The sequence below is a fragment of the Tissierella sp. QWL-11 genome, from assembly GCF_058683765.1.
Window position 1 is genome coordinate 1,172,869 of record NZ_CM178750.1, and the last position, 22,690, is coordinate 1,195,558.

The 22,690-nt window shown below is 29.7% G+C and carries 20 protein-coding genes; 17 read left to right on the forward strand and 3 right to left on the reverse strand.

The window, feature by feature from the left end:
* Window positions 1–88: 88 nt before the first annotated feature.
* Window positions 89–655, reverse strand: a complete 567-nt coding sequence (locus tag AC4PG3_RS05545) for a 5-formyltetrahydrofolate cyclo-ligase (RefSeq protein WP_492198064.1) — start codon at window positions 653–655, stop codon at window positions 89–91.
* A 124-nt stretch (window positions 656–779) separates the two neighbouring features.
* On the opposite strand from AC4PG3_RS05545, the gene ftsE reads away from it, so the two are divergent.
* The 5 genes from ftsE to AC4PG3_RS05570 all read left to right on the forward strand — a co-directional run bounded on the left by ftsE (window position 780) and on the right by AC4PG3_RS05570 (window position 5,635).
* Entirely contained in the window at window positions 780–1,466 is a 687-nt protein-coding gene (gene ftsE / locus AC4PG3_RS05550; protein ID WP_492198065.1) for a cell division ATP-binding protein FtsE, read from the forward strand.
* Window positions 1,450–2,361 (forward strand): permease-like cell division protein FtsX, encoded by a 912-nt coding sequence (ftsX, locus tag AC4PG3_RS05555; RefSeq protein WP_492198066.1) that lies wholly within the window; start codon window positions 1,450–1,452, stop codon window positions 2,359–2,361. The genes ftsE and ftsX overlap by 17 nt, the downstream gene beginning before the upstream one ends.
* A 12-nt stretch (window positions 2,362–2,373) precedes the next feature.
* Window positions 2,374–3,504 carry a murein hydrolase activator EnvC family protein gene (locus tag AC4PG3_RS05560; protein ID WP_492198067.1) on the forward strand — a complete coding sequence of 377 codons (1,131 nt, stop codon included), beginning with the start codon at window positions 2,374–2,376 and terminating at the stop codon, window positions 3,502–3,504.
* A 103-nt stretch (window positions 3,505–3,607) separates the two neighbouring features.
* On the forward strand, window positions 3,608–4,834 hold the full coding sequence (locus AC4PG3_RS05565; protein ID WP_492198068.1) for a S41 family peptidase: 1,227 nt from the start codon (window positions 3,608–3,610) through the stop codon (window positions 4,832–4,834).
* A 27-nt stretch (window positions 4,835–4,861) separates the two neighbouring features.
* A complete protein-coding gene (locus AC4PG3_RS05570) occupies window positions 4,862–5,635 on the forward strand; it encodes a hypothetical protein (RefSeq protein ID WP_492198069.1) in 774 nt (257 codons plus the stop codon).
* Window positions 5,636–5,657: 22 nt separating this feature from the next.
* Here AC4PG3_RS05570 and AC4PG3_RS05575 read toward each other — a convergent pair whose 3' ends face one another.
* Entirely contained in the window at window positions 5,658–7,247 is a 1,590-nt protein-coding gene (locus AC4PG3_RS05575) for a hypothetical protein (protein ID WP_492198070.1), read from the reverse strand.
* Between the two features lie 247 nt (window positions 7,248–7,494).
* On the opposite strand from AC4PG3_RS05575, the gene uvrB reads away from it, so the two are divergent.
* Genes uvrB through AC4PG3_RS05590 form a run of 3 tightly spaced genes read left to right on the forward strand, consistent with a single transcriptional unit; the run spans window position 7,495 to window position 13,263 of the window.
* Window positions 7,495–9,456 carry an excinuclease ABC subunit UvrB gene (gene uvrB, locus AC4PG3_RS05580; protein WP_492198071.1) on the forward strand — a complete coding sequence of 654 codons (1,962 nt, stop codon included), beginning with the start codon at window positions 7,495–7,497 and terminating at the stop codon, window positions 9,454–9,456.
* Between the two features lie 15 nt (window positions 9,457–9,471).
* Window positions 9,472–12,291, forward strand: a complete 2,820-nt coding sequence (gene uvrA, locus AC4PG3_RS05585; RefSeq protein ID WP_492198072.1) for an excinuclease ABC subunit UvrA — start codon at window positions 9,472–9,474, stop codon at window positions 12,289–12,291.
* A gap of 18 nt (window positions 12,292–12,309) precedes the next feature.
* Entirely contained in the window at window positions 12,310–13,263 is a 954-nt protein-coding gene (locus tag AC4PG3_RS05590; RefSeq protein ID WP_492198073.1) for a 2-hydroxyacid dehydrogenase, read from the forward strand.
* Window positions 13,264–13,291: 28 nt separating this feature from the next.
* On the opposite strand, the gene AC4PG3_RS05595 is transcribed toward AC4PG3_RS05590, so the two are convergent.
* Entirely contained in the window at window positions 13,292–14,239 is a 948-nt protein-coding gene (locus tag AC4PG3_RS05595; protein WP_492198074.1) for an LCP family protein, read from the reverse strand.
* Between the two features lie 147 nt (window positions 14,240–14,386).
* Between AC4PG3_RS05595 and AC4PG3_RS05600 the strand changes: the two genes are divergently transcribed.
* From AC4PG3_RS05600 to hprK, 9 genes are all read left to right on the forward strand, one after another.
* A complete protein-coding gene (locus AC4PG3_RS05600) occupies window positions 14,387–15,697 on the forward strand; it encodes an aminotransferase class V-fold PLP-dependent enzyme (protein ID WP_492198075.1) in 1,311 nt (436 codons plus the stop codon).
* Between the two features lie 22 nt (window positions 15,698–15,719).
* Window positions 15,720–16,196 (forward strand): DsrE/DsrF/DrsH-like family protein, encoded by a 477-nt coding sequence (locus AC4PG3_RS05605; protein WP_492198076.1) that lies wholly within the window; start codon window positions 15,720–15,722, stop codon window positions 16,194–16,196.
* A 114-nt stretch (window positions 16,197–16,310) separates the two neighbouring features.
* On the forward strand, window positions 16,311–18,086 hold the full coding sequence (locus tag AC4PG3_RS05610) for an aminopeptidase P family protein (protein ID WP_492198077.1): 1,776 nt from the start codon (window positions 16,311–16,313) through the stop codon (window positions 18,084–18,086).
* Window positions 18,087–18,130: 44 nt separating this feature from the next.
* Window positions 18,131–18,319 (forward strand): hypothetical protein, encoded by a 189-nt coding sequence (locus AC4PG3_RS05615; RefSeq protein WP_492198078.1) that lies wholly within the window; start codon window positions 18,131–18,133, stop codon window positions 18,317–18,319.
* Window positions 18,320–18,361: 42 nt separating this feature from the next.
* On the forward strand, window positions 18,362–18,589 hold the full coding sequence (locus AC4PG3_RS05620) for a hypothetical protein (RefSeq protein ID WP_492198079.1): 228 nt from the start codon (window positions 18,362–18,364) through the stop codon (window positions 18,587–18,589).
* Between the two features lie 126 nt (window positions 18,590–18,715).
* Window positions 18,716–19,570, forward strand: coding sequence for a metallophosphoesterase (locus AC4PG3_RS05625; RefSeq protein WP_492198080.1), 855 nt, complete (start codon window positions 18,716–18,718; stop codon window positions 19,568–19,570).
* A gap of 36 nt (window positions 19,571–19,606) precedes the next feature.
* A complete protein-coding gene (uvrC, locus tag AC4PG3_RS05630) occupies window positions 19,607–21,484 on the forward strand; it encodes an excinuclease ABC subunit UvrC (RefSeq protein ID WP_492198081.1) in 1,878 nt (625 codons plus the stop codon).
* Window positions 21,477–21,665: a PspC domain-containing protein gene (locus AC4PG3_RS05635; protein ID WP_492198082.1), complete on the forward strand. Its 189-nt coding sequence runs from the start codon at window positions 21,477–21,479 to the stop codon at window positions 21,663–21,665. Before uvrC ends, AC4PG3_RS05635 begins: the two co-directional genes overlap by 8 nt.
* A 10-nt stretch (window positions 21,666–21,675) precedes the next feature.
* A complete protein-coding gene (gene hprK / locus AC4PG3_RS05640) occupies window positions 21,676–22,614 on the forward strand; it encodes an HPr(Ser) kinase/phosphatase (RefSeq protein ID WP_492198083.1) in 939 nt (312 codons plus the stop codon).
* The last annotated feature ends 76 nt before the right edge of the window (window positions 22,615–22,690 follow it).

The following is a 22,690-nucleotide window of genomic DNA, read 5'->3' on the forward strand; positions in this document are numbered from 1 at the left end:
TTATTTCCTCCTAAATTACAAAATTAAATACCTTTTACATTATATCACTTAAATTTAAAATTCATAGGCAAAAAAGGGAAAAAAATAATTATTTACAATTAATTATTCTTTTTTCTGTATATATACAATCTACAGGTATATCAAATTCTTCTTTTGGCACCTCATCTAAAATTTGAAAATCAAAAGCTATGGATACTTTTTTAGCATCATCTAAATTAGATAAAAATCTATCATAATATCCTCCTCCAAATCCAACTCTATATCCTTGTTTATCAAAGCCAAGTCCTGGAACTATAATCAAGTCTATATCTTTAGGATCTTTATATCTTATAAATTCCTTCTTAGGAGTAAGAATATTATAAACCCCTAATTCTAATTCATCAAAGCTTTTTAAGTGAGAAGGCTTTAATTTTCTACCATCAGGAATGGTAATAGGTACAAAAATATTTTTACCATCATTAATAGATTTCTTTATAAATTTATGTGTGTCTATTTCACTTTCAAAACTAATGAATACCATTATATTATTCGCCTTTTTATAAAATTCAGACTCCATTAATTTTTTTATAATCTGCTCACTTTTTTCCCTGTGTTTATCTTTCCCTAAATTGGATCTTATATCCATTAATTCTTCTCTAATTAAATTTTTATCCAAAGAAATCACCTCAAACAGTTTATTTATATCCTAATCTATATTATAATATAGATTAGGATATAAATCATGTATTGTTATAGATATTAACTAATAAAGGTTTTTTTAAACATATGAGGTGAATCATTTGATAAAGTTGACAAATATAAGCAAAGAATACCAGAATGGTGTACGAGCCTTATCAAATATAAATTTAGAAATTAAGAAAGGTGAATTTGTATTTCTAGTAGGTTCAAGTGGAGCTGGAAAATCTACTTTGATAAAATTGTTATTAAAAGAAGTTGGACCTACTCAAGGCTCTATATATTTAAATGGGGAAGACATAACAGATGTAAAGAATAGGAGAATTCCATATATCAGAAGAAATATAGGAGTAGTATTTCAAGATTTTCGATTACTACATAAAAAGACTGTATATGAAAATGTTGCATTTGCTATGGAAATAATAGGAGCACATCCTAAAGAAATTAGAAGAAGGGTCCCAATGATACTTGGTATGGTAAATTTGAGTAAAAAAGCAAATTGCTTTCCAGATCAATTATCTGGAGGAGAACATCAAAGAGTAGCTATAGCAAGGGCTATAGTAAACAATCCTCCTATACTAATAGCTGATGAGCCTACTGGTAACTTAGACCCTGATACAGCAAATGAAATTATGAAAGTATTATTAAACATAAACTCTCGAGGTACAACAATACTTATGGCAACACATGCCAAGGACATAGTTGATACTATGAAAAAGAGAGTCATAGCCATAGAAGACGGAAATATAGTAAGAGACGAAGAGAAAGGTGGTTATGGCCTTGAAAATTAGACTAATTAGAAATATTTTTAAACAGGGTTGGCAAGGCATATTGCGAAATAAGGGTATGGGAATTGCATCAATTTCTTCAATATCAGCAGTTTTGATGATACTTGGAATGGTATTGATTTTGATACTAAGTATAAATTCTTTAGTAGTGGAGACTAAAACTAAGTTTGATGAAATAGAAATATTTTTAGAAGACGATATAAGTAATGATCAGATGGCAGAGTTAGAAGAGGTTATAAGAAGTAAAGATGGTGTAGTATCTATGAATTTTAAAAGTAAAGATGAAGCTTTAGAGATGATGAAAGAAGATTGGGGAGAGGAAGCTTATATTTTAGAAGGATTAGAAGGCTTGGATAATAATCCACTACCTAACTCTTATATAATAAAATTAAAAGATGTGGAATATGCAGATGAAGTAGTAGAATCTACTAAGCCTATAGAAGGTATAGAAAAGGTTAAATATCACAAGGATATAATAGACAAGCTTATGATATTTGCAAATTATATCAGAATAGGTGGGATGACTATAATAGCTGCCTTGATCTTTGTTTCAATATTTATTATATCTAATACTATAAAGTTGACAGTAAGTTCAAGAAAAAAAGAAATTGGTATTATGAAATATGTAGGGGCAACAAATGGTTACATAAGAGGGCCATTTATTTTAGAAGGAGTATTTTTTGGTATTATTGGTGCTGTGATATCTATACTAGTTGTATATTTTGGATATGATTACTTTTTTCAAGCAGTAAATGAAAAACTCTATTCAATGATTTCGATAATATTAGTTCCACCAGTTGCTATATTTGAAGATATAACTATTATATTTATATCAATAGGCGCAGGGATTGGAGCACTTGGAAGTTTAATATCTATGAAGAGATTTTTAAATGTTTAGGGGGGAATATTGATGAAAAAGAGAATTGTAGTTTTATTAGTACTTTTTATATTGTCTATGAGCATTATCCAAGTCTATGCTGATAATATAAATCAATTAAAAAATCAACAAAATAAGGTTATAAATGAAATTAAAGATGCAAAAAAACAAATAAAAGGAATAGAAAACCAAACTAAATCTATTTCAAATCAAATTGATGATTTAGATAAAAAAATGGACAAGGCTACAGTTGAGTTAGAAGAAGTAGAAAAAGAATTAGGAGTAATTGAAGATAATATAGTAAAGACTACAGAAGAGTTGAAAGAAGCTGAAATAAATCTAGAAGAGAAAAAAGAAACATTTGGAAAAAGAGTTAGAGCTATGTACATGAACGGTGAAGTTGGATATTTAGAACTATTACTTAGCTCAGAAGATGTAAAAGACTTTTTATCTAGACAAGATATGGTAAAAACTATAGCAGATCATGACAAAGAACTTGTAAAATTTATGAAGGAACAAAGAGATACAATAGATGAAAAGAAAGTAGAACTTGAAAGCCAAAGGGCTTCAGTAGAAATTACAAAATCTAAAATAGAATCTAGAAGAAAAAAACTAGAGCAAGCAACTAGAGAAAAGGAAATATTAATGGGTAGACTTGAAAAAGATAAAAAGGCCTTAGAAAAAGAATATGATGAATTAAATCAATATGCAAAAGATATAGAAAGTAAAATAGTTAAGCTACAAACAAATACAGGACCTTATTCAGGTGGAAAGATGGAGTGGCCAGTTCCAGGACACACTAGAATAAGTTCTCCATATGGATATAGAATACATCCTATTTATAATACTAAAAAATTCCATACAGGAATAGATATCCCAGCTCCTACAGGTTCAAAAGTGGCTGCTGCTGCTGATGGAACAGTTATACAGACTGGATATCTAGGAGGATATGGAAAGACAGTAATGGTAGATCATGGTGGTGGGATTGTAACACTATATGCTCACAACTCTTCTATTACTGTAAGTAATGGTCAAAAGGTTAAAAGAGGAGAGAGAATAGCTAAAATAGGAAGCACAGGATTTTCAACGGGACCACATTCTCACTTTGAAGTTAGAAAAAATGGAGCTTATCAGAATCCAGTGCCATGGGTAAAGGGGAATTAATTCCCCTTTTTTCTTTTTTGAATATTTTGGAATAGTAGTGTGGTATAATGTGAATAGTTATTTAATAAGATAGTTTTATAAGTTAAAATATGGGGTGAAGATAATGTCTAAGAAAAAAATCACAATAATATTTCTTGTATTGTTAATCTTAACTAATCTAATAACATTTGGATTTACTAATATAGCAACAATTCAAATGGATGAAAGAGTGATTATCCCTAGGGGAGAATACGAGGAAATATATTCAGTTTACAAAGATTTTTCTAAAGTGTTAGTATTGGAGAATTTAATTAAGGAAAATTACTTAAAAGATGTAGATGATTCTAAGTTGCTAGAGGGTCAGTTAAAAGGAATGGTAGAAGCTTTAGGAGATCCTTATTCTCAATATATGACTGCTGAAGAATATGAAGATTTTCATCAGCAGACTTCTGGTATATATGGAGGTATAGGAGTAATAGTTACACCTGGTGAAGATAATTTTATAACTGTAGTATCTCCAATAGAAGATACTCCAGGAGAAAAGGCGGGTATAAAACCAGGAGATAAAATTATTAAAGTAGATGGTAAAGAGTTTACTGCAGATCAAATGGATGCAGCGGTAAAGGTTATGAAAGGTGAGCCAAACACAGAGGTTACTTTAAGTATAATGAGAAAAGATAAACAAGGAGAAAATAAAATCCTAGATATAACTATAGTTAGAAAAGAAATAAGACTTGTAACAGTAAAGCCTAATATAATAGATGATAATATAGGATATATAAAAATTACATCCTTTGATGAATTAACAGATAAGGATTTTAAACAGAGCTTAAAGAGTTTGGAAAAATCTAAGGTAGAAGGACTTATTATTGATTTAAGATATAATCCAGGTGGACTACTAGACGTTACAAAAAACATAGCAGATGAACTCCTAGGAGATGTGGATATTGTGTATACTCAGACCAAGAATGGTGAAAGAGAGTATCTAAGATCCAATACTTCTAAGACGGATATACCATTAGTAGTATTAATAAATGAAGGAAGTGCAAGTGCTTCTGAAATTTTGGCAGGCGCTATAAAAGACCATAATAGAGGAGAGTTAATAGGAACTACTAGTTTTGGTAAGGGTGTGGTTCAAAGAATTAGGCCTCTACAAGATGGATCTGCTTTAAAACTTACTATATCTGAATATTTTACACCAAATGGTACTAATATACATGGTATAGGTATAGAGCCTGATATAGTAGTAGAGCTTCCGGAGGATATAGAAGAAATTGGAGTTAATAATATAAAAGAAGATCTTCAACTTCAAAAAGCTTTGGAAGTATTAAAAAACAAAATAGCCAATTAAATAAAACATAAAAAAGGGGAAACTATAGTGTACGGGCTATCTCTAATTGTGTATTTTACAGTTATAGATATAATTAAGTCATTTAAATCTCCTTTTTTTATATTGGTAATATCTGTAATTTATTATCAATATAAAAAAGAAGTGGAATCTCCATTAAAGGCTACCTTATTATCTATAGTATTTGGTGTATTTGGTGGTATAATTACTACTGTTGTACTTATATATTTACAGGTTTCAATTATACCTAGACATTTCTTTTATATTATTATGATATCTTTATTACTTTCACTAAAAGATAAGAGGTTTATGTGTATTTCTTATGGAGGAAGTATTCTAGTATTATTTAGTCTTATATTTTCATATCCAAATGTAGACGGATATGAAATAATGACTGTGGTGGCTGTACTACACATGATAGAGAGTTTATTGATTTTTATAAATGGTGGAGATCAATCTAGAGATGATATATTTTATTTAAAGGGAAAAGTAAAAAAAGGAATAGCTTTAAACAGATTTTGGCCTATACCCTTCATTATATTTATTGGAGATACAATGATTAGACCGATTCCACTATTTGCAATATTAAGCTATGGAGATTATAGTTTAGTATCTTCTGCAAAGAATAAGAAAAAGCATTCATCTATAAATTTGCTTTTATATAGTGCTATTCTTTTATATATAAGTATAGAAAAGTTAAATCCTTTTATAGCTCCCATATTTGGGTTATTTGGACATGAATTTATTATATTTATAAACAAGTATATAGAAGGCAAAAAATTTCTTAGTTATAAAAAATCCTAAGCTCATATATGAGCTTAGGATTTTAATTTTCTAATATGGATAAATCTAGAGAATATATAATTTGGGTTTTATTTTCTTCGTAGGGAAGAGGGGAATCCAGGTATAATAGACCTTGATTTTTATTTAGATATATATTTGAGTTATTTATATTAGAAATATTTGAAATTTCTTTGTCTTTTATATTGTATCGATGGAGCGTATAATCGCTGGTATTTTGATTTCTTTCTATTATAAATAGCTCTTCTTCATCTAGAGGATAGATATTACAGATATTTAAATTTAAAGTATCATATATTTTATCTTTTTTCAAATCGTATATATATAGGATATCCTTATTTTCTTTTTCATTGTTTTCTAGAAATCCTATTATATTCTTTGTAATGAATTTTGGAGTAGCTCCTGTTTTTTCAAATATAATATTTTCAAAATCATCTGTGAGATAAAAGTCTTTTGTCTCGTCATTTTTTATTTTACTTACTAATATTTTTTCTCCTAGTAGATCTAAGCCCAATATATGCTCACTTTTACTTGCTACTATGGATTTATTATTATCTTCTATATTGTAATCATATATAATTGATCCTAAATCTTTATTATCAACTATATATAAACTCTTGTTGTCCTTCCATTTAATTATTTGAGGGTTTGTATCTTTCTCGAATAAGACTTTATATGCTTTTTTTTCTTTTATAGAAACTATATACAGATTATTATTATTATCTATTGATTCCAAAATTCCAATATTTTTAAAGTCAGGACTAAATACTGCGGTTTGAATTTTATTTTTAGATGAATAAAGTAATTCTTTTTTATCATTATCCACGTCTAGAGTCCATAGTTCTTCTTTAAATTGTTCAGTTCCTTCAATAGGCTGTACCTTTTTATATAGTATATATTTATTTGAAATATAATCTAGTATGTATCCTTCATCTATAAAGGAAGAAATAAAGGTTTTAGATGATTTGGCTATATCTCCACTATTTGCGTTTATTTTTACTGAAAGATTTACTAAAGGGGTTTCTTTATTATATTTATCAAATATATTTTCATATTTTAGATTCCAAAATAATTCATCTTCAACTTTTGAAATTTTAATACTAGGTAGAGAACTAGTAGATATTCCAAAATTAGCATTTACTTTGTTTATAGCTTCATTGGCATCTATCTTTAGATTTATTGGTTCATAGTTTTCATTAATTATATTGAAACTTAAATTTTCAATATCTTTTAGTTTAGAATCTTTTAAATTAATTAATATCTGTGGAACTACTAGTTGGACTTTCTTTTTATTAATCTTATTTTTTACATATATATCTATTTGGCTTCCAGACTTAGAAATATCTACTACATCAGCACCTGAAGAATTTATTAAACCTAGGGAAGCCATTAATTTATAGTTGGCTTCTTTTTTTATAAGCTTAACATTAGGTTCTATTGTTTGATAGCCTTTAGAAAGTACAATTTTTTCAATTTCATAATCTATTTTTTCTTCACTTTTATTTTCTATAGCATTGCTTTCTTTTAAAAGTATAGGGCTTTGGGTACTATCATTACAAGAGGATAGTACTAAAGTTGAAAGGATAAAAATTCCTATGTAGATAAAATGTTTCATAAAAGTTCACTCCTTAAATCATATTTTACAATATATAAAAAGTTTTAACAAGCATATTTCCTATAAGGCATAGGAAAGTTATACTTTACAATTATTTATTAAAGAACTTTTTCAAAATGAGTTTCAAGAAAAGCTTTCTTAAATTAAGTATTTTGATATAGTTTTTTCTTATATAATAAGTTTTGACATAATAAATAAATATTATATAATATATATGTGAACAAACGTTCAAACACGAGGTGAAAATATGAATAAATTTAAAATAGAGTCAAGCTATAAGCCTACAGGAGATCAACCTGAGGCTATAAAAAAATTATCTAAGGGGATAAAAGATAATTTAAAACATCAGATACTACTGGGCGTCACAGGTTCAGGTAAAACATTTACAATGGCAAATATTATAGAACAGGTTCAAAAACCAACTCTGGTAATAGCACACAATAAGACACTTGCATATCAACTTGCAAGCGAATTTAAAGAGTTTTTTCCAAACAGTGCTGTAGAATATTTTGTAAGTTATTACGACTATTATCAGCCAGAAGCCTATGTGGCACAAACTGATACTTATATAGAAAAGGATTCATCTATAAATGATGAAATAGATAAATTAAGGCACTCTGCAACAGCTGCTTTATTTGAAAGAAGAGATGTTATAATAGTTGCATCTGTATCTTGTATATATGGTTTGGGAGATCCAATAGATTATGAAAATTTAGTTGTTTCTTTAAGGCCAGGTATGATAAAGGATAGAGATGAAATAATGAAAAAATTAATAGATATCCAGTATATGAGAAATGATATAAACTTTATAAGAGGAACCTTCAGGGTTAGAGGAGATATATTAGAAATATTTCCAGCAGCTTCTAGTGAGAATACTGTAAGAATAGAGTTTTTTGGAGATGAGATAGAAAGAATAGTAGAAGTAAATCATCTAACTGGAGAAATAATAGGGTACAGAAATCACATATCTATATTTCCAGCTTCTCACTTTGCCACTACACAAGATAAAGTAGATAGAGCTTTAGTAACTATAGAAGAAGAACTAGAAGAAAGATTAAAAGTTCTAAGAGATCAAGAAAAATTAGTAGAAGCTCAAAGATTAGAACAGAGAACCAGGTACGATATGGAGATGTTAAGTGAAATGGGGTTTTGTTCAGGAATAGAAAACTATTCTAGACATTTAAGCAATAGAGAGCCTGGAAGTCGTCCATTTACACTTATAGACTATTTTCCTGATGATTTTTTGATTATAGTAGATGAATCACATGTTACAGTACCTCAAATAGGAGGGATGTATGAAGGAGATAAATCTAGAAAGATGAATCTAGTAGAATATGGATTTAGACTTCCATCAGCATTAGATAATAGACCATTGCAGTTTACTGAGTTTGAATCCTTAGTAAATCAAATACTTTATGTATCAGCAACTCCAGGAAAATATGAATATAAGCACACTCAACAAACTGTAGAGCAGATAATAAGACCAACAGGACTGTTGGATCCAGTTATAGAAGTAAGACCTATAAATAATCAAATAGATAATCTTATATCTGAGATAAACAAAGTAGTGGAAAGAGGAGAGAGAGTCCTTGTAACTACTTTAACCAAGAAGATGGCAGAGGATTTAACTAATTATTTTAAAGAAATAAAGATAAAGGTAACTTATCTTCATTCTGACATAGATACCATTGAAAGAATGGAGATAATTCGTGATTTAAGACTTGGTAAATATGATGTATTAGTAGGGATAAATCTTCTTAGGGAAGGGCTAGACCTGCCGGAAGTATCTCTAGTTGCAATTCTTGATGCTGATAAACAAGGGTTTTTAAGATCGGAAACTTCTCTAATACAGACTACTGGTAGAGCTGCTAGAAATGTAGAGGGAAAAGTAATTATGTATGCAGATAAGATTACAAAGGCAATGGAAACTACTATAGATGAGACAAATAGAAGAAGAGAGATTCAAAATAAATATAATATAGACAATAATATTATTCCTAAATCTATAACTAAGGAAGTTAGGAATATAATAGAAGCTACTATAGTTGCAGAAGAGACAGGTGAGTATAAAGAAGAATTTAGTAAAGATGAAATAGAATCTATGATTGCAGGCTTAGAAGGGGCTATGTTAATAGCTGCAGAAGAATTAGACTTTGAGAGGGCAGCAGAATTGAGAGATCAAATTATTAATCTAAAGAAGAAGCTATAATACAGAGGTGGAAAAATGTCAAATGATAAAATAGTCATTAGAGGAGCTAAGGAAAATAATTTAAAAAATATTAATTTAGATTTACCAAGAGACAAATTTATTGTATTTACAGGACTAAGTGGCTCAGGTAAATCTTCATTGGCCTTTGATACAATATATGCAGAAGGACAGAGAAGATATGTAGAGTCTCTTTCCAGTTATGCAAGGCAGTTCTTAGGGCAAATGGATAAGCCAGATGTAGAATATATAGAAGGTTTATCTCCATCTATATCCATAGATCAAAAGACCACAAGCAAAAACCCAAGATCAACAGTGGGAACTGTAACTGAAATATATGATTATCTAAGGCTTTTATACGCAAGAATTGGAACTCCATATTGCTATAAATGTGGAAAAGAGATAACCAGTCAAACAGTTGACCAAATGGTTGATAAAATTATGGAATTTGGTGATAGGACAAAATTGCAAATACTATCCCCTGTAGTTAGAGGAAAAAAAGGGGAGCATTTAAAAGTTTTCGAAAATATCAAAAAAGAAGGGTTTATAAGACTTGTAGTAGATGAGGAAAACAGAGAAATAAGTGAAGATATTAAATTAGAAAAAAATAAGAAACATAATATTCAGGTAGTAGTAGATAGAATAGTAATAAAAGAAGGTATAGAGCCAAGGCTTACAGACTCATTAGAGACTGCGTTAAGGCTTTCTGATGGTTTAGTAATAGTAGATATAATAAATGGAGATAAGATTACCTTTAGTCAAAAACTTTCCTGTCCGGACTGTAATATATCTATAGAAGAAATATCTCCTAGGATGTTTTCTTTTAACAGTCCCTTTGGAATGTGCCCTACCTGTAATGGTTTAGGATTTTATAAAAAAATAGATCCAGACCTTATCATTCCAAATAGAGATTTGAGTATAGAAAAGGGGGGTATAGCACCTTATAGTAGTTCAGGTGAAGACACATACTACTATCAAATATTTAAGACATTGGCTAAGGATCATGACTTTAGTTTAAAAAAACCTCTAAATGAAGCTCCAAAAAAATTCATAGATGAATTGTTATATGGTACTGATAGGGAAATTTCATTTAAATTTAATAGTAGATTTGATGGAATGAGAAGTTATAAGGGAACTTTTGAAGGTGTAATTCCAAATTTAGAGAGAAGATATGCCTCTACTAATTCAGATTATATGAGAGGTAAAATAGATAAATATATGATGGAGGATCCTTGTCCAAATTGCCAAGGAAAGAGACTTAGAGATGAAGTATTGTCAATTAAAATAGATGGGTTAAATATAATTGAAGCTACAGACCTTTCCATAACAAAGGCTATTGAATTCTTTTCTAATTTAAAGCTTTCAGAAAAACAGCAGATAATAGGAGAACAAGTTCTAAAAGAGATAAATGAAAGGCTTGGATTTTTAGAAAATGTAGGACTTAATTATCTGACACTTTCTAGAATGACAGCCACTTTATCAGGAGGGGAGTCCCAAAGGATTCGTTTGGCAAGTCAAATAGGTTCTAGTTTAGTAGGAGTTGTCTATGTATTAGATGAACCAAGTATTGGACTTCATCAAAGGGATAATGAAAAGCTTTTAAAGGCTTTGAGAAACCTTACGGATATAGGAAATACGCTAATAGTAGTAGAACATGATGAGGACACTATGTATATGGCAGATCATATAGTAGATATTGGCCCTGGAGCAGGAATCCATGGTGGGTATGTAATAGCCCAGGGAGATGTAGAAGATATAAAAAATAATTCAGATTCTATTACTGGGAAGTATCTATCACATAAATTAAAGATTAAAGTACCAGAAAAGAGAAGAACCCCTAATGGCAAGTGGATAGAAATAATAGGTGCTCAGGAAAATAATTTAAAAGATATAGATATAAAAATTCCCCTGGGAGTGCTTACTGCAGTAACAGGAGTATCTGGTTCAGGTAAATCTTCTATGGTAAATGAAATACTATATAAGTCTCTAGCTCAAAGTTTGAATAGAGCCAAAATAAGACCTGGAAAACATAGAGAAATAAAGGGTTTAGAAAATCTTGACAAGGTTATAGCAATAGATCAAAGCCCTATAGGGAGAACTCCTAGATCTAATCCAGCAACTTATACAGGAGTATTTGATCATATTAGAGATGTATTTGCAATGACAAATGAAGCTAAAATCAGAGGATATAAGAAGGGAAGATTTAGTTTCAATGTTAAGGGTGGAAGATGTGAAGCATGTAAAGGTGATGGTATATTAAAAGTAGAGATGCACTTTTTACCAGATGTATATGTTCCCTGTGAAGTATGTAAGAGTAAGAGGTATAATAGGGAGACTCTTCAAGTTAAATATAAGGGTAAGACCATATCTGACGTCCTAGATATGACAGTAGAAGAGGGGCTAAACTTTTTTGAAAATATACCTAAAATAAAAAGGAAACTTGAAACTCTATTTGATGTAGGTCTTGGATATATAAAAATAGGTCAATCTTCAACAGAACTTTCAGGTGGAGAAGCTCAAAGGGTAAAACTAGCTACAGAATTATCAAAGAGGTCTACAGGAAGGACAATATATATACTAGATGAGCCTACTACTGGACTACATTCTGCTGATATCCATAAGCTTATTAAAGTATTAAATCGTCTTGTAGAAGGAGGCAATACTATAATAGTTATAGAACATAATCTAGATGTAATAAAAACAGCAGATCATATAATAGACTTAGGACCTGAAGGTGGAGATAAAGGTGGTACCTTAGTAGCTACAGGAACTCCAGAAGAAGTAAGTAAAAATAAAAAATCCTATACAGGTCAATTTTTAAGTAAATTGTTAAATTAAAATAGAGGAGCTGAAAAAATGAAAATCACAGTATTAGAACCTTTGGGGGTTTTAGAGGAAGAAATTAGAAATATTGGGAAACCCCTTACAGATAATGGACATGAATTAGTAATTTTCAATGAAAAAACACAGGATTTAGATGAACTAAAAGAAAGGGTTAAGGATACAGACATTTTAATTATAGCCAATAGTCCTTTGAATGGGGAAGTAATAAGGGCAGCAGAAAAATTAAAAATGATATCTGTAGCATTTACAGGCGTTGATCATGTAGATTTGATAGCTTGTAGAGAGAAGAATATTTTAGTTTCAAATGCAGCAGGATATAGTACTTCTTCTGTTGCAGAATTAGCATTTGGACTTATTATTTCTCTTCTTAGAAATATATTGCCTCTAGACAAAAAAACTAGAGAAGGTTCTACAAAGGAAGGATATAGACAACAAGATTTATATAGTAAGACTCTAGGAGTAGTAGGTACAGGAGCTATTGGTAAAAAAGTTGCAGAAATAGGATTAGCCTTTGGATGTGATGTAATAGCATATAATAGAAGTGAAAATCAAGAACTAAAGGATAAAGGTGTAAGATATTTAGAATTAGAAGAATTAATGAAAGAGAGTGATATAGTAACAATCCATCTTCCTCTAAATGAAGACACAAAAGGCATAATAGATGAATATAAAATAGGTCTTATGAAAGAAGATGCACTTTTAATAAATACAGCTAGAGGACCAATAATTGATAATGAAGCTCTTGCTAAGGCATTAAGAGATGGAAAAATTGCTGGAGCAGGTATAGATGTATTTGATATGGAACCTCCTATACCAGAGGATTACTCCTTATTAAAAGAAAGTGGTGCAATACTAACACCTCATATTGGATATGCAACAGAAGAAGCAATGGTAAGAAGAGCGAAAATAGTCTTTGATAATATAGATTCCTGGTTAAATGATAAACCTATAAATATAGTAAAGTAAAAATAAAATGACGGCTTAAGCCGTCATTTTATTTTATATAGTCTCCAAACATTTCTTTTACTAATTCCTCCATTGGTTCTTTTTCATAGATAAAATAACTTACCCTATTAATATATTCTCCTTCACCAGGAATAGTATTTGTATTCATCTTCTCCATATCTATCTTTCTAGCCATATTTCCACCTTTTAACATGGTGTCCATTGGGATATTTGTATCTACATAATCATAGTATGTCTTAATAAGTTTAGGGATTTTAAATACATTCTTTATATCTATAGTTTGTTTTATAAGCTCTTTTATAAACATTTGTTGAGCTTCAATTCTACCTACATCTCCTCCTGGATAACCAATTCCTTTATTATCTTTTCTCCATCTTAAAAATTCTAAGGATTTGTCACCATCTAGAGTTTGTAGTCCTTTTTTAATATCTACATGAAACTCTTTTCCACGGGTAGTGTCATCATATTTCATCCTTCTAGGCACATCTATTTCAACACCATCTATGGCATTTACTACTTCCTTTACTGCTTCATAGTTTACCTTAACATAATAATCCAAGTCTATATTTAAAAAATCTCTTACAGTTTCAAGAGTAAGATCTACTCCACCATAGGAATGTGCGTGAGCTATCTTATCTAACTTTCCTTTTACCTTAACTCTAGTATCTCTAGGAATTGATAAAAGATTTATCTCGCCAGTTTTAAAGTTTACTTTGCTTAGAATCATAGTATCTGTTCTTATGCCAGAATGTTTATGTACATCATTACTATCTACACCTAATACTAAAAATAAAAGTTCATCTTTATTATTTTCTTTCTTGTCACTTTTACCATTGTCATCATCTAAATTTCCATTATATACATCTGTATTAACTATTTCATTATCATTTGAAGATGAAGTATAGTTCAATACTACAAATACAATAGAAAATATAATTATAGAAATAACAAAAGTTATATAAAAAGTCTTTTTCATTTCTTCACCTCTTGTTTGATGATTAATTATTTACAATAATATCATTAATCTTAAATACTTACAATGGAAAGCTAAAATAAAAATAAAAGGTAACCAAAAAATCATGGACAAATAAACTAATAATAGGGTATAAAAGGAGGGGGTAAAGTGTACAAGGATTTAGTTATAGGTGCAAATAGCACAGTAGAATTAAAAACTGGGAACAAAGTTCATTATATAAACTTTGACAATGGAGCAACAACTCCTGCATTTAAATCAGTTTTAGAGGAAATTTTAGATTTTTCTCCTAATTATTCATCAGTTCATAGAGGAACTGGATATAAGTCTATAATATCATCAAAAGCATATGATAGCGCTAGAGATGTAGTTATAGACTTTGTAAAAGGAGATAGGGACTATCATACAGTAGTTTTTCTAAAAAACACTACAGAATGTATTAACAAACTATCCTATAGATTAAAAGATAAATTAAAGGATAAAATGGTGTTGTTTACACACATGGAACATCACTCAAATTTATTACCTTGGAAATATAGATACGATACAGACTATATAGATATAGACAAATATGGTAGATTGTCTATGGAGGATTTAGAATACAAATTAAATAAATATAAGGGGAAAGTAGGTTTAGTAGCTGTGACAGGAGCATCCAATGTTACTGGATATAAAAATCCTATACATGATATAGCAAGGATTTGCCATGCACATGGTGCGGAAATCTTAGTTGACGGAGCACAACTAATTCCCCACAGTTCATTTGATATGAAGGATATAAATAGTCCTGAACACATTGATTATGTAGCTTTTTCTTCTCATAAGATGTATAGTCCTTTTGGTATTGGCGCACTCATAGCTCCAAAAGAAGTGTTTGAAAATGGATACTCTGAACACATAGGTGGAGGGACTATTGACTATGTATCAATGAAAGAGGTTATATGGGCAAAGCCTCCAGAAAAAGAAGAGGCAGGCACTCCAAATTTAATGGGAGTTGTAGCCCTAGTAGAAAGTATAAAAACTTTGGAAAAACTAAATATGGAAAAAGTAGAGGAGTATGAGAGGAGTTTAACTAAATACGCTTTAGAGCATATGAAAGAAATAGAAAATCTTATTATATACGATGATTTTGATGTAGATAATAAGGTTTCAATTGTGTCATTTAATATGGATGGACTTAGCCATTATGAATTGGCAAATATACTAGGAGAAGAAGGGGGTATTGCAGTTAGAAATGGCTGTTTTTGTGCCCAACCCTATATCCAAAGGTTGTTAAATATTTCAGAAGAAGAGATGGAAAGTTATAAAGAGCAAAAAGATAATAGACCAGGTATGGTTAGAATAAGTCTAGGACTATACAATGACTACGATGAAATCTATCTTTTAGTTAATTTACTCAAAAATATTAGTGGAAATATAGATTATTATAAAAGTAAGTATAGAAACACTTCCTTCTACTAATCCTAGTAGAAAGGAGGTTTTTATGAATAAAAAAATGAGTATCCTAATGTTTAGTGGAGAATATGATAAGGCTTTAGCAGCATTGATATTGTCAAATACTGCTAGGGGTATGGACATAGATGTAACTATGTTCTTTGCCTTTTGGGGCTTAATGCTAATTAGAGATCCAAACAAGATATCTGAAAAAGAAAAAACCACATCAGAAAAAATGTTTGCCAGTATGACTCCAAATAATATAGAAGATTTACCTTTGTCCAAGATGAATTTTGGGGGTATGGGTAAAAAGATGTTAACTGGCATGATGAAAGACAATGATACCCCTTCATTAGATGATTTTTTAAAGGAAGCTCTAGAAAAGAATGTAAATATAAGGGCTTGTAAATTATCATGTGAAGTTATGGGTTTTAGTGAAGATGATTTATTGGATCAGGCCAGCATAATAACAGCAGAGGACTATCTGAATGATGCCTTAAGTTCAGATATACAGCTTTTCATTTAAATCTAGTGGAGAAATCTACTAGGTTTTTATTTGCTGACTTAGAATTAGTTCATATATGGTAGAATTGAATTATAGTATATAATATAATTAATAATTAAAGAATACTAAGGAGTGATGGATTTGTCTATAAACGAAATAGTAAGCAAATTAAGAAGGCTAATGAAAGAAAGAGAGATTAGTGCATATATTATACCTACATCTGATCCACATAATTCAGAGTACATAGCAGATAGATACAAGAGTAGAGAGTGGATATCAGGTTTTACCGGTTCTGCTGGAACTGTAGTTATAACTCAAGATAAAGCTATGCTATGGGCAGATGGAAGATATTTTACTCAGGCTGAAAATGAAATAAAGGGTTCAGAATTTCAATTGCATAAACTAGGACTAAAGGGAGTTTTAAATCACATACAATGGCTTGAAAAAAATTTAAAGGAAGGAGATACCATAGGTTTAAATGGAAAAGTGTTTTCGCAAAGGGATATAGAAAATATAGAAGAAAAGGTAGAAAATATAAATATAGTAGATAAATATGACCTAATAGATGAAATTTGGGAAGATAGACCACTACTACCAAAGGGAGATAGCTTTATTCATGAAAAAAAATATACAGGAATGGATGCCTTTGAGAAGATAGAAAAGATAAGAGACAATTTAAAAGAGAAAAAAGGAGATTATCTTATACTAGGTGGATTAGATGATATCGCTTGGCTATACAATATAAGGGGAAATGATATTAAAAATAATCCAGTTGTAATTTCCTATGCAATAGTAGGAAAAGATAATTCTTACTTATTTATCAATGAAGATAAATTAAATAGAGAAGTAAATAACTATTTAAAAGAAAATAAAATTGAAATTAAAGATTATGATGAAATAGATGCTTTTCTAGAAAACATCTCCAAGGGTGCAACTATCATCTTGGATAAAACTAAGATGAATGGATATCTATATAGTAAAATCGCAGATAAAGATATCATCGATGAAGTTGATATAACTACAAAACTAAAAGCTATAAAAAATGATATGGAAATAAAAAATCAAAAAAATGCTTATATAAAAGATGGAGCAGCTCTATGTAAATTTTTCTATTGGCTAGATAAAAATATAGGAACAAAAGAGATAACAGAAATCACAGCAGCAGAAAAGTTAGAAGAGTTTAGAAAAGAGCAAGATATGTATTTAGAACCTAGCTTTGACACCATATCTGCATATGGAGAAAATGCAGCAATGGCACATTATAGGGCAGATGAAAAAAACTATTCAAACTTAAAAAATAAAGGTCTATATCTAGTAGATTCAGGTGGGCAATACATAGACGGAACTACAGATATTACTAGAACAGTAGCTTTAGGAAATATTACTGATGAAGAAAAGAGAGATTTTACATTGACTCTAAAGGGACATATAAACCTTATAAATACTAAATTTTTAGAGGGAACTACTGGACACCAACTAGATGCTATATGTAGAAAGCCCCTTTGGGAAAATGGCTTAGATTATAAACATGGTACAGGTCATGGAGTAGGATATCTATTAAATGTACACGAAGGTCCTCACAGAATATCACAACACCCAAGTTCTGTAAGCTTTGAAAAAGGTATGATAACATCAATAGAACCAGGTGTATATAAAGAGGGAAGACATGGCATAAGAATAGAGAATATAGTGCTAGTTGAAGAAGATAGGAAGACAGAGTTTGGAGAGTTTTTAAAATTTGAAACACTATCTTTTGTGCCTATAGATTTAAATGTAATAGATGTAGAACTACTATCTGAAGATGAAAAGTCTTGGCTAAACAATTATCACAAAGATGTCTATAATAAAATCTCACCATATTTAAATGAAGATGAAAAAGATTGGTTAAAGGAAAAGACGAAGAGGATATGAATATAAGTAGATAAATGAGAAATAAGTTAAGGTGAGGTTGTTCTATGAAAAAAATAAAGAAGGATAGAAATATCCAAATAATTTTAGGTATTATATTAACAGTACAGTCTTTACAAAGATTATCAATAGATGGATTAAGCGGACTTGCTATTTTTAGTGGAATTGTGGGATTCTTAAGTTTTTTATCTGCTTATAAGAGTCATAAAGAATTTATTGAAAGTGATAAAAATTGATTTGATGAACATTATACCTATATTTTTAGAGAAATAAGTATATTGGCTACTATAGGGACATTTGTAGGCCTTATATTAGGTAAGTACCTTCACAGATTTATAATTTTAACAGTGGAAGATTCAGTTTTTATGTTTGGAAGGAGTATAACAATTACAAGCTATGCACTTTCTGCTGTTATAACTTTATTATTTTCAATAATAGTAGATTTATTTATGATTAAAAAACTTAAAAATATTAAAATGATAGATTCATTAAAGGCAAATGACTAGATATATTCTAGTCATTTTTCCTATGTCTTATATAGAGGATATAATATAGTTTAAATCCAAATTATATGAACTGTAAATATGTTATAATATATATTATATAGAAATATATTAAAAGGGGCAGAAAGCATGGATAGTAAAAAAAATCAATTTATTTTTATCATAATATCTGTTATCCTTGGGATGTCAATATTTTTCATATGGCAAAATAACAGTATAACCACTACAGAGATTAAGTATAGTAATCCTAAAATACCAGAGGAATTTAACGGGTTTACTATAGTTCAGATTTCTGATCTCCATAATAAAGACTTTGGTATAGATCAAAAATATTTATTAAACAAGATAGATAAAACATCTCCAGACATAATAGTTGTTACAGGAGATTTAATTGATAGAAGAAGATATGATTTAGATGTAGCAATGACATTTATAAAAGGAGCAGTGGAAATTGCTCCGGTATATTATGTTTCAGGCAATCATGAAGCTTGGTCTGGAAAATATAATAAAATAAAAAAAGAATTACTTGATGTAGGTGTGAAAATTCTTGATGATGACAAATTAAGTATAGTAAAGAATGAATCAAAGATTGAAATAATAGGTTTATCAGATCCAGATTTTTTAACATCTAATTATATAGAGGGCACAGATTTATCTAAGTTAAAAAAAGAACTTAAAAGTCTGTCTGATGATTCTGTTTTTCAAATTTTGCTTAGTCACAGGCCAGAGCTCTTTTCCATATATGCAAATGAAAATATAGACCTGACTTTTACAGGGCATGCTCATGGTGGACAATTTAGAATACCATTTGTAGGTGGATTAGTTGCACCAGACCAAGGCCTATTTCCAGAGTACACAAGTGGTCTATACACCAAGGATAATTCAACTATGTTTGTAAATAGAGGTCTTGGCAATAGTATAATACCTATTCGAATTTTTAACCGACCTGAGATTGCAAAGATAATTTTATATAATGAAGAATAAAGTAGCTTTAATTTTTAAAAAATAAAAGGTGATTATATGTTTGATATACAGGAAGCATTAAAAAACTTACCTGATAAACCGGGTGTTTATATAATGAAAGACAATAGAGATGAAATAATATATGTAGGCAAGGCTATATCATTAAAAAATAGGGTTAGACAATACTTTCAATCTACTAAAAATCAAGGCTTAAAAGTTCGGACAATGGTAAGCCATATTGTTGAATTTGAATATATTATAGTAGACAATGAAATAGAAGCTTTAATATTGGAGTCTAATCTAATCAAAAAACATAAGCCTAAATACAATATACTCCTTAGGGATGATAAACAGTATCCATATATAAAAGTTACATTGAATGAAAAATATCCTAGGGTATTAAAGACTAGAAGAGTACTGAAGGATGGAGCAAAGTATTTTGGACCATACCCAAGTGTTACAGCAGTAAATGACACCATAGATATTATCCATGATATCTATCCTATAAGAACTTGTAAATTAAATCTTACAAAGAACTTAAAGGATTTTAGACCCTGTTTAAATTATTATATAGGTAAATGCAATGGACCTTGCATGGGAAATGTGGATGAAGAAGAGTACATGAAGACAATAGATGAAGTTATAAGATTTCTTTCAGGAAGGGATAAGAGTTTAATAGAAAATATACAGGGAAAAATGAATGAGGCATCTAAAAAATTAGAATTTGAAAAAGCGGGTATATATAGAGATCAATTAAACTCTTTAAAATTATTATTAGAAAAGCAAAAAATAGTGACAAATAATTTTATAAATCAAGATGTAATTGCTATGGCTAGGGGTATAGAAGAGGTTTGTATACAGATATTTTTTATTAGAAGTGGAAAGATAATAGGTAGAGAACATTATATTATGGATGATATGTTTAATACAGAGAGAAAAGAGATAATAAGTTCATTTATAAAACAATTCTATATTGGTTCTGCATATATTCCAAAGGAAATTTTGATTGAAGAAGAAATAGATGATTTAGATACAATTGAGAAATGGCTAGGAGAAAAGAAGAAGGCTAAAGTAAATGTTTTAGTACCTAAAAGGGGAGAAAAGTTTCAACTAATCCATATGGTAAGTAATAATGCAAAGGATATGCTAAAAAAATATGGAGATCAATTTCTAAGGAAACATAGAAAAAACTTAAAGGCATTGGAAGAAATACAAGATGCAATAAATTTAGAGAACCAAATAAAGAGAATAGAAGCATATGATATCTCAAATATAAGTGGAGTACAATCAGTAGGATCTATGGTAGTGTTTGAAAATGGTGAGGCTAAAAGATCTGACTATAGAAGATTTAAAATAAAAACTATAGATACTCCAAATGATTATGGAAGTATGGAGGAAGTTTTAAGTAGAAGGTTTATTAGAGGTATAGAGGAAAAAAAGATATTAGTCGATAATCCAGACAAATTAAAAGGATTTTCAAGTTTTCCTGACCTTATAATGATTGATGGGGGAAAAGGACAGGTAAATATAGTAATAGATACCTTAGATAAACTTGGAGTAGATATACCAGTTTGTGGTCTAGTAAAAGATGATTATCACAAGACAAGGGGAATTATATATAATAATAAGGAACACATCTTAAACAAAGATAGCCTTGGATTTAAAATGATATATAAGATTCAAGAAGAAGCTCATAGGTTTGCCATTAGCTATCATAAAAGCTTAAGAACAAAAGATATGTTTAAATCCGAATTAGATGATATAAAGGGAATAGGGAGCAAAAGAAAGATATCTCTTATGAAACAATTTAAAAGTATAGAAAAAATAAAAAATGCCAGTATTGATGAATTAAAAGAAGTGCAAGGGATGAATATAAGAGCTGCAGAAGAATTATATAATCATTTTCATAAAAAAGAGGAGGATAAAAATGGATAAAAAATTATACAGATCAGATACAAATAAGATGATAGCAGGTGTTTGCGGTGGAATAGGAGATTATTTTAATATAGATCCTACAATTATTAGATTAGTATGGGTATTATTATCTATACCTATGGCAGTCTTTGGAGGAGTTATTGCCTATATATTAGCAGCTATAATAATACCTAGTAGATAAGGAGCAAAATATGAACTATGCAAGTTTAAAAGAGATAAAGGAAAGCCTTGATTTAGAAGTGATAAATAAGGCTAGTGATTTTAAAGATATAAAAATATATTCAACTGAAATAAGCAGGCCTGGATTGCAATTGGTAGGATATTTTGAAAAGTTTGTTCCAGAAAGACTACAAATAATGGGAAGTGCAGAGTGGCATTACTATAAGGAGTTAAGTCCCCAGCTGAGATATGAAAGAATCGATAATTATTTTAGATATTCTATCCCTGCTCTTATTATTTCAAGGGATTTGGAAGTGTTTCCAGAAATTCTAGAATTAGCAAAGATTCATGATATAACAATACTTAGATCTCCCATATCTACCTCTAAGCTTATAAATCAAATAACTAATTATATAGATTTTCAGCTAGCATCTGAGATAAGAGTCCATGGAGTCTTTGTAGAGGTATATGGAGTAGGAGTTTTAATTAAAGGGAAATCAGGAGTGGGTAAATCTGAAACTGCTTTAGACTTAGTTATCAGAGGTCATAGGCTTATTTCAGATGATACAGTTATAATAAAGAAAACAGATGATGGACTAATGGGTAGATCGCCCAAGATAACTAGACATTTTATGGAGATAAGAGGACTTGGCATTCTCGATATAGAAAGACTTTATGGAGTAGGATCAGTAAAAAATGATGAATATATAAGTATGGTAATTCAATTAGAATTATGGGATCAAGAGAAAGAATATGATAGAATTGGACTAGATGAGAACTTTACTGAGATATTAGGTCAAAAGCTCTCTATAGCAACTATACCTGTAAGACCTGGTAGAAATGTGGCAATGATAATAGAAGTTGCAGCAAGAAACTTTAGACAAAAGGTTCTTGGGTATAATGCAGCTAATGAATTGAATGATAGAATAAAACAAGAAGCAAGAATAAGGAAAGATATGAAAAAACATTGATATAAGGAAAAAAGAATAAATGAAGCTGTTTTAATTTTAATAGCTTCATTTATTCTTTTTTTATATATAGGATAAG